Genomic DNA, 13,979 nt, shown 5'->3' on the forward strand with positions numbered 1-13,979 from the left:
CGGGACCCCATGGGCCGCTACGTCATCCGCCGCATCGCCCAGGCGATCGGCATGCTCTTCGTCGTGCTGTTCGTGCTGCACCTGCTCACGACGCTCGCGATCCAGCTCAACGGCAACCCCGCGCTCGCGTTCTTCGGCGACAAGGTCCCGTCGTCGGCGCAGCTCGCCGCCGTCGAGCAGCGGTACGGGCTGGACGACCCCTGCTACGACACGCCGGGGAACCCGTGCCTCGGGCCGTTCGTCGAGCGTCTGGGCCAGTACGCGCAGGGCGACTTCGGCACCAACCTGCGCGGCCGCGAGGTGACCGACATCGTGGCCAGCGCAGCGCCCAACACGCTGCGGCTGTTCGTCGTGGTGACGATCACCTGGCTGGTGCTGGGCATGCTGCTCGGCTCGGTGGCCGCCCGCTGGCGCGGGACGCCGTCGGACCACGGCATCCGGTTCTCCTCCGTCCTGATCGACGCGCTGCCCGTCTTCGTGCTCCTGCTGGTCTACAAGGAGATCGTGACGGTGCCGCTGTCGAACTGGTCGGAGGAGACCTTCGGCGAGGACAGCTGGCCGCCGTACTGGTTCCGGCCGTCGTTCGACCCCGACCACCCGTGGGCGACGATCGCCGTGCCGGGCATCCTGCTCGGGCTCGCGGGCTCGGCCGCCTTCATCCGGCTGGTCCGCGCGAGCCAGCTCGAGTCCTACGGCGGCGACCACGTGCGGACCGCCCGGTCCAAGGGGCTCACCGAGGGGCGCGTCGTGCTGCACCACGTGGTGCGCAACTCCTCGATCCCCGTGGTGACGGCGGTGGGCCTCACCTTCGCGGAGGCCCTTGGCGGCGCCGTCATCACAGAGGGGCTCATGAACATCTACGGTATGGGCGGCGTGCTGTGGACGGCCGTGCAGGACAGCGACGTCGGGCTCGTGCTCGGCATCGTCACCATCCTGACGGCGGTGACCGTCGCGGTGATGATCGTCGTGGACATCGCCTACGCCGCGCTCGACCCGAGGATCCGCTATGAGTGAAGCAGCAGCCCGGTCGGTCGACACCGCGTCCCGCACGCTGGCCTCCGACGTCTGGCGCAGCTTGCGCCGCAGGCCCGACGTCATCGTCGCGTCGCTGATCATCGTCTTCTTCGCGGTGGTCGCCGCGTTCCCCACGCTGTTCACCCCGGTGAGCCCGCGCCACTGCCTCATCGGGGACGCCAAGACCCCGCCCCAGGGGTTCGGCAACGAGTTCCCGCTCGGCACCGACTCGTTCGGGTGCGACATGCTGGCCCAGCTCGCGCACGGCGCCCGCCCGTCGCTGCTGCTCGCGTTCGTGGTGGTGGGCGCGGCGCTCGTCATCGGGGTGACCCTCGGCCTGCTCGCCGGGTACTACCTGGGCTGGGTCGACTTCCTGGTGTCCCGCGCGGTCGAGGTGTTCCTCGTGATCCCGTACCTGCTCGCGGCGCTGCTGCTGCTGAGCCTGTTCAAGAACGTCGAGGTCGGCTCGGGCACGTTCACCACGATCATGCTGCCCGCGATCGTGCTCACGCTGTTCGGCTGGATGGGCTACGCCCGGTACGTCCGGGCCAGCACGCTGGAGGCGAAGAACCTCGACTACGTCACGGCCGCCCGCGCGCTGGGCGCCTCCGACCTGCGGATCATGTTCCGGCACGTGCTGCCCAACGCGATCGGCCCGGTCACAGCACTCATCCCGACGGCGATCGCCGGGGTGATCGGCGCGGAGGCCGTGCTGGCGTTCCTCGGGATCGGGGTGCGGCCGCCCGCCATCTCCTGGGGAATCATGATCTCGAACGGCTCGTCGTGGGTGCTCGGCGGCTACCCGCACATGCTGCTGCTGCCGCTGGGCTGCCTGCTCGCGACGGTGCTGTCCCTCGTGGTGCTCGGCGACGCCCTGCGCGACGCCCTCGACCCTCGGCTCGCCGCATGAGCGCCCTCCTTGAGGTCACCGACCTCGCCGTCGAGTTCCGCACCCCCGACGGCGTGGTGCGCGCCGTCGACGGCCTGTCCTACCGCGTGGAGGCCGGCCGCACGCTGGCCATCGTGGGCGAGTCCGGCTCGGGCAAGTCCGTGTCGTCGCTGGCGGTGATGGGCCTGCTGCCGGACACCGCCCGCGTGACGCGCGGGACCGTGCGCCTGGCCGGCACCGACCTGCTCGCCCTGAGCCGCAAGGAGCACCGCGCGCGCTGCGGCGACCAGGTGGCGATGGTGTTCCAGGACGCGCTGGCCGCGCTCAACCCCGTGCACACCGTGGGCTACCAGCTCACCGAGGCGCTGCGGGCGCGGCGCGGGCTGTCCCGCGGCGAGGCCCGCAAGCGGGCGGTCGAGCTGCTGGACCTCGTCAAGGTGCCGAACGCCAAGGCCCGCGTCACGGAGTACCCGCACCAGTTCTCCGGCGGCATGCGCCAGCGCGTCATGATCGCCTCGGCGCTGGCCATGGACCCCGACGTCCTCATCGCCGACGAGCCCACCACGGCCCTCGACGTCACCGTCCAGGCGCAGGTGCTGCGCCTGCTCGCGGAGATCCAGGCGGAGCGGCAGATGGGCCTCGTGCTCATCACGCACGACCTGGGCGTCGTGGCCGGCGTCGCCGACGACGTCACGGTGATGTACGCGGGCCGCGCCGTCGAGCAGGCACCGGTGGTGCCCGCCTACACGGCGCCCGCGCACCCGTACACGCGAGCGCTCCTGCGCTCCATCCCCTCCGCGGCCGGGACGGGGCGCCTGCCCGTGATCCCCGGCCGCCCGCCCAGCCCCGCCGCCATGCCGGCGGGCTGCCCGTTCCACCCGCGCTGCGACGCCGTCCGCGACGTGTGCCGTACCGAGGTGCCGCCGCTGGCCACGCCGGCCGAGGGCCGGACGTCGGCCTGCCACTTCGCCGCGGACATCATGGCCGGGCGGGAGCCCGCCGGCGTCGCGCCGACGGGAGGACACGATGACTGAGCCCGTGCTGGAGGTCCGCGACCTCGTCAAGCACTACCCCGTACGCAACGGTCTGCTGCGCCGTCCCGCGGGCGCGGTGAAGGCGGTCGACGGCGTCTCGCTCACCCTCGGCCGCGGCCGCACCCTCGGGCTGGTGGGCGAGTCCGGGTCGGGCAAGTCGACGCTCGCGCGCGTGCTGGTGGGCATCGAGCGGCCGACCAGCGGCCAGGTGCTCGTGGACGGCCAGGACGTGACGCGCCTGTCGCGGGCGGGCCGCAAGCAGCTCCGCCGCGACGTGCAGATGGTGTTCCAGGACCCGTACACGTCGCTGAACCCGCGGATGTCGGTGAACGAGATAGTGGGCGAGCCGTTCGCCATCCACGGCATCGACCCGGCAGGCGGACGGCGGGCCGCGGTGGGCGAGCTGCTGGAACTCGTCGGCCTGGACCCCGACCACGCGAACCGGTACCCGCACCAGTTCTCCGGCGGGCAGCGGCAGCGCGTCGGGATCGCCCGCGCGCTCGCGCTGCGGCCCAAGATCCTGGTCTGCGACGAGCCGGTCTCCGCGCTCGACGTGTCGGTCCAGGGCCAGGTCATCAACCTCCTGGAGGACCTCCAGGAGGAGCTGGGTTTGTCCTACCTCTTCGTGGCGCACGACCTCGGCGTCGTGCGCCACATCGCCCACGACGTCGCCGTGATGTACCTGGGCCGCATCGTCGAGCAGGGTCCGGAGGCCGAGGTGTACGACGGCGCCCAGCACCCGTACACCGAGGCGCTGCTGTCGGCGGTGCCCGTGCCGGACCCGGCGGTGCGGCTGGCCGCGGGGCAGGACGCGCTGGTGCTGGAGGGCGACCCGCCCTCGCCGGTGGACCCGCCGCCGGGCTGCCCGTTCCACACGCGCTGCTGGCTCGCGCCCACGCTGCCCGAGGCCGGCACCGCCGCGGGCCGGGTCCCCGCGGTGTGCGAGACCGAGGTGCCCGCCCTGGTCGCCCGGTCCGACGCGGCGGCCCACCTCGCCGCCTGCCACTTCGCACGCGAGCTGACCGTCCATGGGGTCGAGGCATGACGCGCGTCCTGGTGGTCCTGAACTCGTCCGGCAGCTCGATGGGCCGGCTCGAACAGCTCCTCCCCGAGGCGGGCCTCGACCCCGTCCTGGTCCCCGGCGCCGAGCTGCCCGAGACGCTCGACGGCTTCGCGGGCATGGTCCTGCTGGGCGGCGGCTTCATGCCGGACGCCGACGCCGAGCACCCGTTCCTGGCCCGCGAGCGGGCGCTGGCCGCCGCGGCGCTGGACCAGGGCGTGCCGCTGCTCGGCCTGTGCCTCGGCGGCCAGCTCCTCGCGCAGGTCGCCGGCGGCGGCGTGACGGCGCGGTCGGGCGAGACGGAGCGCGGCATGTGTCCCCTCTCGGTGCTGCCCGCCGCCGCGGACGACCCGGTCTTCGGTGACCTGCCCGGCGTCCCGGACGGGCCGCTGTGGATGATCGAGAACCACGAGGACTCGGTGACCGGCCTGCCGCCGTCGGCCACGCTGCTGGTGACGAGCGCGGCCTGCCGCGTGCAGGCCTTCCGGGTGGGCGAGGCGGCCTGGGGCCTGCAGTTCCACCCGGAGGCGCGGCCCGAGCGGGTGGCGACCTGGGACGAGGCGGCGCTCTCGGCGCAGGGCATCGACCGGGCCGCGCTGGCCGAGGCGGCGCTGGTCCACGCGGCCGAGAACGAGGCGCAGTCGCGCGCCCTGGTCCGCGCCTGGGCCGACGTCGTGCACACGACGGCGAAGCAAGCGGCGAAGTAGCGAGAGGACGGCCGGGAACCATGGTGTCGACAGGGACGCACAGCGACGGCGTGCCGGTGGTGGCCTACCGGATCGCCCGGGCCTCCGGCGAGGTGCTCGCCGCGCGGAACGACGGCCTGGACTTCTACGCGGCGTCCACCGTGAAGCTCGCTGTACTCGTCGCGGCGGCGCGCGAGCTCGACGCCCGGACCGCGCGCCTCGACGAGACCTGCACGGTCACCCGGACCTTCGTCTCGCAGGTGCCCGGCGCGGGCGAGTACACGATCGAGCCCGACGACGTCGACACCGGCCTCCCGCCCGACGGCACCCCGATGCCGCTGGGCGACGTGGTCGGCCGGATGATCACCGTGTCCTCCAACGAGGCCACCAACATCGTGGCCGAGCGCGTCGGCCTGCCCGCCGTCAACCAGGCCCTCGCCGACGCCGGCGCGACGAGCTCGGTGTTCGGCCGCAAGTACTCGGACCTGGCCGCCGAGCGGGCCGGCGCCTCGCACCGCACGACGGCGGCCGACCTGTGCCTGCTGATGTCGGCCGTGGTCACGGGCCGGCTCGCGAGCCCTGAGCGCACCGCGTGGATGTGCGAGCTGCTCGGCCGCCAGACCGACCGGCAGCTCACGGCCGGGCTCCCCGGCCCCGGCGAGCCCGGCGCCGTCCCCTTCGGCTCCAAGTCCGGCTGGGTGGACGGCATCCGGCACGACGTCGCGTTCGTGGGCGAGCCGGGACCGGACGCGCTGGTGGTCGCCGTCTGCACCCGCGGCTACGACGGGCCGGCCGCCGAGGAGACCCTCAAGGCCCTGGGCGCGCTGGCGGTCGCGCTGGCCTGACGAGACCGACCCAGAGGTTCTGAATCAGCCCAGCAGCTCCCGGATCGTCCACAGGCCGGCCGCTACCTCCGCGAAGGACGTGCTCAGCGGCGACAGCCCCACGCGCAGCCCCTGTGGCGGCCGGAAGTCGGGCACCACGCCCCGCTCCCAGGCCTGGGCGACGACCCGCCGGAAGTCCGGGTGGTCGAGCATGACGTGGCTCCCCCGCCGCTCCGGGTCCCGCGGCGAGGCCACGCGCACCCCGGGCAGGTGCGCGTCGGCGATCTGGATCGCGAACCCGGTCAGCGCGAGCGACTTCGCACGCACGGCCGGCATGCCCGCCTCCTCGATCAGGGCGAGCATGTCGCGCATCGGCAGCATCCCGACCACGGGCGGCGTGCCGCTGATGAGCTGCCGGATCCCGGCGGCGGGCTCGTACTCGGGCCCCATCGCGAACGGGTCGGCGGCCCCCATCCAGCCCTGGACCGGCTGGCGCACCACGTCGTGCAGCCCGGCGGCCAGGTAGGCGAAGGCCGGCGAGCCGGGCCCGCCGTTCAGGTACTTGTAGGTGCAGCCGACGGCGAGGTCCACGCCGTCGGCGTCGAGGCTCAGCGGGACGGAGCCCACCGAGTGGCACAGGTCCCACAGGACGAGCGTCCCCGCATCGTGCACGACCCGCGTGATCGCGGGCAGGTCCGCGATGTACCCGGACTTGTAGGCGATGTGGCTGAGCAGCACGAGCGCGGTGTCCGGTCCGACGGCGGCGGCCACCTCCCCCGGCGTCACACCGGCCTCGGGGTCGGGCGTGATCCAGCGGAGCTCCATCCCGCGCTCCGCCGCGATGCCCTGCAGCACGAACCGGTCGGTCGGGAAGTTCTCGGTGTCGGCGACGATCACGCGGCGACCCGGCCGCGCGTCGACCGCGGCGCGGGCCAGCTTGTACAGCAGCACGGTCGTGGAGTCGGCGACGACGGTCTGCCCGGGCGCCGCGCCCAGCACCACCCGGCCGAGCGTGTCGCCGAGCTCGGTCGGCGCGTCCATCCAGCCCTCGTCCCACGACCGGATCAGGCACGCGGCCCACGGCCCGTCGACGAACGACGCCAGCCGCTCGCGCGTCGCGGTCAGCGGCCGGCCCAGCGAGTTGCCGTCGAGGTAGGCGACCAGGCCCTCGCTCGGGGCGAAGCAGTCGCGGTAGCGGGCCAGCGGGTCGGCGGCGTCGAGCGCGGCGGCCCGCTCGCGCAGGTCGGCGGGGAGGTCGGGTGCGGGATCGGTCACCGCCCGAGCGTGCGTCGCGCGCCGGACCGCTCGGCACGAACCCTTGACGCCCCAGCCGCGGCGTCAGTAAAGTCCGAGCGCCATGCACGCAAGAAATCGACAATAGTATGCGTCTTTCTGTACAGTGCCATGGCAACTACCCAAGGTCAATCCTGGTGACGACACCCGTCGACGACGACGGGAGATCGGGGACGATGATGTTCCGCTCCGCCACACGCCACGCGTCCAGACCGGGACTCGCTCCCGGCCTCCTGTCCGTGCTCACCGCCGCCGCGCTCACCGCAGTGGTCCTCGTGCCCGCGCCGGCCGCAGCGGCCCCCGTGGTCCTCTCCGCCGGCGCGCCCGCGGCGGCCAGCAGCAGCAACGCGCCCTACCTCGCCGACAACCTGACGGACGGCAACCAGGCCACCTACTGGGAGTCGACCAACGGCAGCTTCCCGCAGTGGGCCCAGGTGGACCTCGGCGCGGGGGCCACGGTCGAGGAGGTCGTGCTCAAGCTTCCCGCCTCCTGGGAGGCACGCACGCAGACCCTGTCGGTGCAGGCCGGCGCCGACGGCGCGTCCTTCACCACCCTCGCCGCGAGCGCCCAGCGGCGGTTCGACCCGGCGTCGGGCAACACGGTGACCATCGACGTGCCGAACACGGAGGCGCGCTACCTGCGGGTAGCGATCACGGCGAACACGGGCTGGCCGGCCGGCCAGCTCTCCGAGCTGGAGGTGCGCGGCACGCGGGCCGCTCCCGACCCGGACGACCCGCCCGCAGGGATCGACCTCGCCCCGGGCCGCCCGATCCAGGCGTCGTCGACCGAGTGGACGTACGTCGCGGCCAACGCCAACGACGGCGACACGTCGACCTACTGGGAGGGCGCGAACGGCCAGTACCCGAGCACGCTCGCGGTGACGCTGGAGTCGGCGGCCGAGCTGAGCGGCGTCGTCGTGAAGCTGCCGCCGGCCGCGGCCTGGGGGCCGCGCACCCAGACCTTCGAGGTGCAGGGCCGCACGGGGTCCGGTGACGCGTGGGCGACGCTCGCGCCGTCGGCCGGCCGTGCCTTCTCCCCCGCGACGGGTAACACCGTGACCGTCCCGGTCACGGGCACCGCGCGTGAGGTGCGGCTGCGGTTCACCGGCAACACCGGGGCCGGCAACGGCCAGGTGGCCGAGCTGCAGGTGTTCGGCACGCCCGCCGCGAACCCGAACCTCACGGTCACGGGCGTCTCGGCGAACCCGGCGTCGCCCACGGAGTCGGACGCCGTGACGCTGTCCGCCGTCGTGAAGAACATCGGGACCCTCGCCTCCGCGGCGACGGACGTCTCGTTCACGCTCGACGGCGACGAGGTGGCGACCGGCCAGGTGGGCGCGCTCGCCGCCGGCGCGCAGGCCACGGTCACCGCGCAAGTGGGGCCGCGGACGGCGGGATCGTACGAGCTCGGCGCGGTGGCCGACCTGTCGGGCGCCGTCGCCGAGCAGTCCGAGGGCGACAACGGCTACACGCGGCCGGACCCGCTGGTGGTGACGGAGGTGGCCAGCTCGGACCTGGTGCCGACCGTGTCGTGGACGCCGAGCACCCCGGCGGCGGGCGAGACCGTCACCTTCTCGGCGACGATCGCGAACCGGGGCACCATCGCCTCCTCCTCCGGCGCGCACGGCCTCACCGTCGTGGTGCGCAACGGCGCGGGCACGGTGGTGCGCACGCTGACGGGCTCGGTCTCTGGCGCCATCGCGGCCGGTGCGACCAGCCAGAGCGTGAACCTCGGCACCTGGCCGGCCGCCGACGGCTCGTACGACGTCACCGTCACGGCGGCCCCCGACCCGACGGAGGTCGCGGCCAAGCGAGCGAACAACGAGGTCACGCGGTCGCTGTTCATCGGCCGCGGCGCGAACCTGCCGTTCGACACGTACGAGGCGGAGGACGGCGTGACCGGCGGCGGGGCGGTCGCCGTCGGCCCGAACCGGGTGGTGGGTGACCTGGCGGGCGAGGCGTCCGGGCGCAAGGCCGTCACGCTCGGCCAGACCGGCTCGTACGTCGAGTGGACCACGCGGGCGCCCACCAACTCGCTGGTCGTGCGGTTCTCCATGCCCGACGCGGCGGGCGGCGGCGGGACGAACTCCACGCTCGCCGTCTACGTGGACGGGCAGTTCCTCAAGAACATCGACCTGACCTCGCGGTACGCGTGGCTGTACGGCGACGAGGCCAGCCCGGGCAACCAGCCCGGCCAGGGCGCCCCGCGGCACATCTACGACGAGGCGAACACCCTGCTCGGCACCACGGTCCAGGCGGGGCACACCATCCGCCTGCAGAAGACGGCGAGCAACACCAGCACCTACACGGTCGACTTCGTGGACCTGGAGCAGGTGTCGCCGCAGGCCAACCCGGACCCGGCCCGCTACATCCAGCCCACGGGCTTCACGCACCAGGACGTGCAGAACGCGCTCGACCGGTTCCGGATGGACACCACCGGCAACCTGGCCGGCGTCTACCTGCCCGCCGGCGACTACCAGACCGCGAGCAAGTTCCAGGTCTACGGCAAGGCCGTCGACATCGTGGGCGCCGGACCGTGGTTCACCCGGTTCCACGCGCCGGCCACGCAGGAGAACACCGACGTCGGCTTCCGGGCGGAGGGCAGCGCGAACGGCTCGACGTTCCGCGACTTCGCGTACTTCGGCAACTACACGTCGCGGATCGACGGGCCGGGCAAGGTCTTCGACTTCGCCAACGTCTCGAACATGACCATCGACAACATCTGGGTCGAGCACATGATCTGCATGTTCTGGGCGGCCAACATGGACGGCTCGGAGATCAAGGACTCGCGGATCCGTAACACGTTCGCCGACGCGCTGAACATGACCAACGGCAGCGCGAACAACCACGTGCACAACAACCAGGCGCGCGGCACGGGCGACGACTCGTTCGCCCTGTTCGCGGCGACCGACACCGGGGGCAGCGGCCAGCGGGGCAACGTGTACGAGAACCTGACGTCCACGAACACCTGGCGGGCCGCGGGTCTGGCCGTCTACGGCGGGCAGGACAACACGTTCCGCAACATCTACATCGCGGACACGCTCGTGTACTCGGGCGTGACGATCAGCTCGCTGGACTTCGGGTACCCGATGGAGGCGTTCGGCCCGGCGCCGACCCGCTTCGAGGGCATCTCGGTGGTGCGGTCCGGCGGGCACTTCTGGGGCGCGCAGGTGTTCCCGGCGGTGTGGCTGTTCTCGGCGTCGAAGACGTTCACGGCGATCCGGGTGAACGACCTCGACATCGTGGACCCGACGTACTCCGGGATCATGTTCCAGACCCAGTACCTCGGCGGGCAGCCGGTCAACCCGGTCCAGGACACCGTGTTCACCGACACGTCCATCACGGGCGCGCAGCGCAGCGGCGACCAGTACAACGACCGGTCGGGCTACGGCATCTGGGCGAACCCGATGCCGGAGGCCGGGCAGGGTCCGGCGGTCGGTTCGGCGACGTTCAACGGGCTGACGTTCTCGAACAACTTCCGGGACATCGAGAACGCGACGTCGACGTTCACGATCAACCGGAACTGAGCCGGCCGCACGGTCCTCGCCGAAAGAGCACTCTGGCGAGATAGAACCGTGGCGACGTAGGGCCCTTTCGTCGGGGCTCTACGTCGCCACAGTTCTATTTCGTTCGCTGCGGTTCTAGCTCCGCGGAGGGAGGGGACGGGAGGCGCGGAGCCAGGCAATGAGGTCGCGCGCCGTCTCCGGCAGGGGCAGCGGAGCCGTCAGCGCAGGGGCTCCCGGCGGGCCGAGCACCGCCCGCCGCAGCGGCTCGCCCGCCAGCCCGGTATCGCCGAGCAGCTCGATCTCGCGCTCGTTCACCCCGACCGGCGTCGGCCCGTTGCCCAGGTCCGTGCCGTAGACGAGCGTGCCGCCGGCCGCGACGAACCGGCTGGCGTTGTCCAGTGCCCGGTCGAGGTCCCCGCCCGGCCCGTCGTGAATGGCGAGGGTCGAGATCCAGGTCATGTGCGTGGCCCGGGCGATCACCGCCGGCGCCAGCGTCTCCGTCCAGGGCACGTGCACCAGCGTGTCGGCGCCGACGTCGATCGCCCGCTCGGCCTGGCCCGCACCCTCGGCGTGCACGAACACCGGCAGGCCCGCCGAGTGCGCCTCGTCGACCAGCACACGCAGGACGTCGTCGGACAGGAGGGCCATGCCCGTGTGCAGGGCGACCTTGACGGCGAACCCGCCCACCGCGACGACGTCGGCCACCGCGCGGGCGGCCGCGTGCGGCGAGGCGACGGGCCGCACGGCGGCGTCCGGCGCCCACGAGCGGCCGATCGGGTACCCGCCGGGTGCGGTGTGGAACGGCCCCGCGAAACGTATCCGGACGCCGGACGGCGGCACGGCCGCCCACGCGGCTGTCTCGCGCGGGTCCCAGCCCAGGTCGTGCACCTCGGTCACCGCCGACCCGGCGAGGAGCTCCCGGTCGACCAGGCCCAGGTGCACGTGGTGGTCGATCACGCCGGGGAGCGTCGTCGCCGTCGTGCCGGCGTCCTCGCCGGCGGAAGCCGGGCGGGCGCTCTCAGGCAACGGGCGGGCCGTCGATCTCGGTGCGTACGGAGATCAGCTCGGGGAAGAACGTCAGGTCAAGGGCGCGCTTCAGGAAGCCGACGCCGCTCGAGCCGCCCGTGCCGGTCTTGAAGCCGATGGTGCGCTGCACCGTGCGCAGGTGGCGGAACCGCCAGAGCTGGAACGCGTCCTCGATGTCGACCAGGTCCTCGCACGCCTCGTACAGCTCCCAGTAGGCGTGCGGGTCCTCGTAGATCGTCTTGAAGACGGCGATCAGCGCCGGGTGCTCGGTCCAGGCCTTGGTGACGTCGCGGTCCAGGATCTCCGCCGGGACCGCGTGCCCGCGCCGGGCGAGCAGGCGCAGGAACGCGTCGTAGACGGTCGGCTCCTCCAGCAGCCGTTCGAGCTGCGCGTGCACCTCGGGCTTGTCCCGAAAGACCTGGAGCATCCCGGCGTTCTTGTTGCCGAGCAGGAACTCCACCGCCCGGTACTGGTGCGACTGGAAGCCGGAGGACTGTCCCAGCGAGCCCCGGAACTCCGCGTACTCGCTGGGGGTGAGGGTCGCCAGCACCGACCACTGCTCGGTGATCGTGCGCTGGATGTGCTTCACCCGGGCCATGCCCTTGAGGGCGCGCGACAGGTCGTCGGCGTCGAGGAACCGCCGCACGGCGCGCAGCTCGTGCACCACCAGCTTGAGCCACAGCTCGGTGGTCTGGTGCTGGATGATGAACAGCAGCTCGTCGTGGTGCGGCGGGTCGCTCACCGGGTGCTGCGCCGACAGGAGCTCGTCCAGCCCGAGGTAGGAGCCGTAGTCCATCTCGTCACGGAAGTCCGTGCGGATGGAGGGCTCGATGGGCCGGGTGTTGCTGTCCACCTGCTGAGCGTATCCCCCTCTGCGCGGCCTCTGAGCGGCCGGGTGGTGCGGCCGGTCAGGCGGCCTGGCCGGCCGGTCAGGCCGCCTGGGCCTCGTCCCGGTTCGGGTTCTCGAACGCCTCGGCCATCAGCGCGATCTCCTCGGGCGGCAGCGACATGTCGCGCGCGATACGCGTCCAGTTCGACGTCGCCTCCGCCACCTCGGCGAGCACGCGCCGGGCGTCGTCCTGCCGCAGGCCGTAGGAGTCCGCGGTGGCCAGCAGCACCCGCACGTCCCGGTCGATGCGGCTGCCGCCGGGCCGCAGCGGCGTCGACTCCACGACGGCGAACGGGTTCGGGTTCACGTCGAACAGCGGGGACAGCGACCAGCCGTCGGCGCGGCGCAGGAACCCGTGGTTCTTCATGTGGTCGTCCACGTTGCGCACGAGCAGCGTGAACGCCACGCGGCGGAACAGGTCGTGCCCGTCCGTGGCCGGCCTGCCCGAGTGGTCCGCGAGGGTCTCCGCGAGGGTGCGGTAGTCGATGACCTCGAAGAACGCCTTCTGCGTGAGGCTGTCCGCGGACAGGAAGCCGACGCGGCCGCCGTTGCTGTTCTGCTCGGCGCCCTCGGCTCGGTCGGCTGTGTTGGCCCGGGAGACGGGGAGCCGGTCGAACCGGCGCGTGAGCAGGATGGACCTGCCGGGACCGATGCGGTGCAGCCGCGCCACCGGCACCTCGATGCCCGCGTCAGAGGCCAGCCGCAGCGTCAGGTACTCCCAGGCCTGCACGTCCCACCGGTCGCCGCTCTCGGGCAGCTTGGCCATCCACAGGTCGCCCGCGCTGTCCTTCACGGTCACCTTGGGCCGGGCACCGCCCATCGAGGTTCCGGCCGCGACCAGCAGGCGCACGTCGCGGTCGGTCTCCCGGTGCTGCGCTACGGCGTCCGCCGCGTCGGTCAGCGACGGCAGGTCCACCAGGTCCGGGACCTCCGACCGCGGCGGACCCAGGAAGGTCCTGCCGTCGTCGAGCGACAGGCGGAGCGCGCCGAGGCGCGTCTCGTCCTGCACCCCGAGCAGGAAGTCCACCTCGGTGAGGGTCATGAACGCGCGGCCCTCCGCGCGGGCCGCGCGCCGCTCCGCGTTGAACAGCAGCGTGCGGCCCCACTGGTCGGGCTGGCAGTCCGCGAGGACGCCGAACAGCGGCCGGTCGCCGGACGACGGGATGTTCCCCGGCGTCAGCGGCAGCTCCGGGCACAGGGCGTATGCCCGCGGGTTGCGCAGGTACGCGGCGGCGTAGCGGAACGTGCAGCCCACCAGGGCGCCGCCCCGGTTGAGATGCATGTCGAGGTCACCGGCGCGGACCTGTCCCCCGCCGGGCAGCTCGACCTCGACCTGTATCGACAACTCCGCCCACTTTCTAACTGGGGACTCGTACCCGTTGCGGCAGGGCCCGTTCCGCGTGGAACCTGCCCATCTCGGTGGTGAGCGGGTCGCTGGCGCCGACCACGGCATCGGCCATGCCGAGCACCCGCAGTACTGCGAACGTGTTCTCCAGGCTGACGGTTCCGGTGCCGGTCTCGATGGCCCGCAGGGTGGTGCGGGTGATGCCCGCACGGTCGGCGACGAGCTGGGCCGTGAGGCCGTGGATCTTGCGCCAGGTGCGGACGTGGTCACCGAGCGAGGTGAGGTCGCGCCGGGTGCGTAGGGATGTTCTGGCCATGACTGCTCCTTTCGGTTACCAGATTAACCGACGAGCCTGGTAACGGTCACTATGGTGACCGTTACAAATTCCGGCCAGGTTGGGCCGTCTTGCGTGG

At 72.8% G+C, this 13,979-nt stretch carries 12 protein-coding genes; 7 read left to right on the plus strand and 5 right to left on the minus strand.

Annotation, left to right across the window (positions count from 1 at the left end; genetic code table 11):
- Positions 1 to 9: 9 nt before the first annotated feature.
- From AC0QU1_RS22875 to AC0QU1_RS22900, 6 genes are read left to right on the plus strand one after another with little or no spacing between them, the layout of a single operon-like run.
- Positions 10 to 1,014 carry an ABC transporter permease gene (locus AC0QU1_RS22875; RefSeq protein WP_483572680.1) on the plus strand — a complete coding sequence of 335 codons (1,005 nt, stop codon included), beginning with the start codon at positions 10 to 12 and terminating at the stop codon, positions 1,012 to 1,014.
- Complete coding sequence (locus tag AC0QU1_RS22880) at positions 1,007 to 1,924, plus strand: ABC transporter permease (RefSeq protein ID WP_483572682.1); 918 nt, start codon at positions 1,007 to 1,009, stop codon at positions 1,922 to 1,924. The genes AC0QU1_RS22875 and AC0QU1_RS22880 overlap by 8 nt, the downstream gene beginning before the upstream one ends.
- Complete coding sequence (locus tag AC0QU1_RS22885; RefSeq protein WP_483572684.1) at positions 1,921 to 2,937, plus strand: ABC transporter ATP-binding protein; 1,017 nt, start codon at positions 1,921 to 1,923, stop codon at positions 2,935 to 2,937. Before AC0QU1_RS22880 ends, AC0QU1_RS22885 begins: the two co-directional genes overlap by 4 nt.
- Positions 2,930 to 3,982, plus strand: coding sequence for an ABC transporter ATP-binding protein (locus AC0QU1_RS22890; RefSeq protein ID WP_483572685.1), 1,053 nt, complete (start codon positions 2,930 to 2,932; stop codon positions 3,980 to 3,982). The genes AC0QU1_RS22885 and AC0QU1_RS22890 overlap by 8 nt, the downstream gene beginning before the upstream one ends.
- Positions 3,979 to 4,704 (plus strand): type 1 glutamine amidotransferase, encoded by a 726-nt coding sequence (locus tag AC0QU1_RS22895; RefSeq protein ID WP_483572687.1) that lies wholly within the window; start codon positions 3,979 to 3,981, stop codon positions 4,702 to 4,704. Before AC0QU1_RS22890 ends, AC0QU1_RS22895 begins: the two co-directional genes overlap by 4 nt.
- A gap of 20 nt (positions 4,705 to 4,724) precedes the next feature.
- Positions 4,725 to 5,528, plus strand: a complete 804-nt coding sequence (locus AC0QU1_RS22900) for a serine hydrolase (protein WP_483572689.1) — start codon at positions 4,725 to 4,727, stop codon at positions 5,526 to 5,528.
- Positions 5,529 to 5,552: 24 nt separating this feature from the next.
- On the opposite strand, the gene AC0QU1_RS22905 is transcribed toward AC0QU1_RS22900, so the two are convergent.
- Entirely contained in the window at positions 5,553 to 6,782 is a 1,230-nt protein-coding gene (locus AC0QU1_RS22905) for a kynureninase (protein WP_483572691.1), read from the minus strand.
- A 155-nt stretch (positions 6,783 to 6,937) separates the two neighbouring features.
- Between AC0QU1_RS22905 and AC0QU1_RS22910 the strand changes: the two genes are divergently transcribed.
- Entirely contained in the window at positions 6,938 to 10,327 is a 3,390-nt protein-coding gene (locus tag AC0QU1_RS22910) for a discoidin domain-containing protein (RefSeq protein ID WP_483572692.1), read from the plus strand.
- Between the two features lie 114 nt (positions 10,328 to 10,441).
- On the opposite strand, the gene AC0QU1_RS22915 is transcribed toward AC0QU1_RS22910, so the two are convergent.
- The 4 genes from AC0QU1_RS22915 to AC0QU1_RS22930 all read right to left on the minus strand — a co-directional run bounded on the left by AC0QU1_RS22915 (position 10,442) and on the right by AC0QU1_RS22930 (position 13,882).
- Positions 10,442 to 11,332, minus strand: a complete 891-nt coding sequence (locus tag AC0QU1_RS22915) for an amidohydrolase family protein (protein ID WP_483572693.1) — start codon at positions 11,330 to 11,332, stop codon at positions 10,442 to 10,444.
- Positions 11,325 to 12,128 carry a tryptophan 2,3-dioxygenase gene (kynA, locus tag AC0QU1_RS22920; RefSeq protein WP_483616566.1) on the minus strand — a complete coding sequence of 268 codons (804 nt, stop codon included), beginning with the start codon at positions 12,126 to 12,128 and terminating at the stop codon, positions 11,325 to 11,327. The genes AC0QU1_RS22915 and kynA overlap by 8 nt, the downstream gene beginning before the upstream one ends.
- Before the next feature lie 133 nt (positions 12,129 to 12,261).
- Positions 12,262 to 13,566: a type II toxin-antitoxin system HipA family toxin gene (locus tag AC0QU1_RS22925; RefSeq protein WP_483572696.1), complete on the minus strand. Its 1,305-nt coding sequence runs from the start codon at positions 13,564 to 13,566 to the stop codon at positions 12,262 to 12,264.
- A 13-nt stretch (positions 13,567 to 13,579) separates the two neighbouring features.
- Positions 13,580 to 13,882: a helix-turn-helix transcriptional regulator gene (locus AC0QU1_RS22930; protein WP_483572697.1), complete on the minus strand. Its 303-nt coding sequence runs from the start codon at positions 13,880 to 13,882 to the stop codon at positions 13,580 to 13,582.
- Positions 13,883 to 13,979: the final 97 nt, after the last annotated feature.

The organism is Promicromonospora noduliphila (assembly GCF_056951025.1).

What these genes read in the sequence shown, in the direction of transcription:
- AC0QU1_RS22875 (WP_483572680.1), top strand. Translation starts at nt 10, where the DNA reads ATGGGCCGCTACGTCATCCGCCGCATCGCCCAGGCGATCGGCATGCTC.
- AC0QU1_RS22880 (WP_483572682.1), top strand. Translation starts at nt 1,007, where the DNA reads ATGAGTGAAGCAGCAGCCCGGTCGGTCGACACCGCGTCCCGCACGCTG.
- AC0QU1_RS22885 (WP_483572684.1), top strand. Translation starts at nt 1,921, where the DNA reads ATGAGCGCCCTCCTTGAGGTCACCGACCTCGCCGTCGAGTTCCGCACC.
- AC0QU1_RS22890 (WP_483572685.1), top strand. Translation starts at nt 2,930, where the DNA reads ATGACTGAGCCCGTGCTGGAGGTCCGCGACCTCGTCAAGCACTACCCC.
- AC0QU1_RS22895 (WP_483572687.1), top strand. Translation starts at nt 3,979, where the DNA reads ATGACGCGCGTCCTGGTGGTCCTGAACTCGTCCGGCAGCTCGATGGGC.
- AC0QU1_RS22900 (WP_483572689.1), top strand. Translation starts at nt 4,725, where the DNA reads ATGGTGTCGACAGGGACGCACAGCGACGGCGTGCCGGTGGTGGCCTAC.
- kynA (WP_483616566.1), bottom strand. Translation starts at nt 12,128, where the DNA reads ATGGACTACGGCTCCTACCTCGGGCTGGACGAGCTCCTGTCGGCGCAG.
- AC0QU1_RS22930 (WP_483572697.1), bottom strand. Translation starts at nt 13,882, where the DNA reads ATGGCCAGAACATCCCTACGCACCCGGCGCGACCTCACCTCGCTCGGT.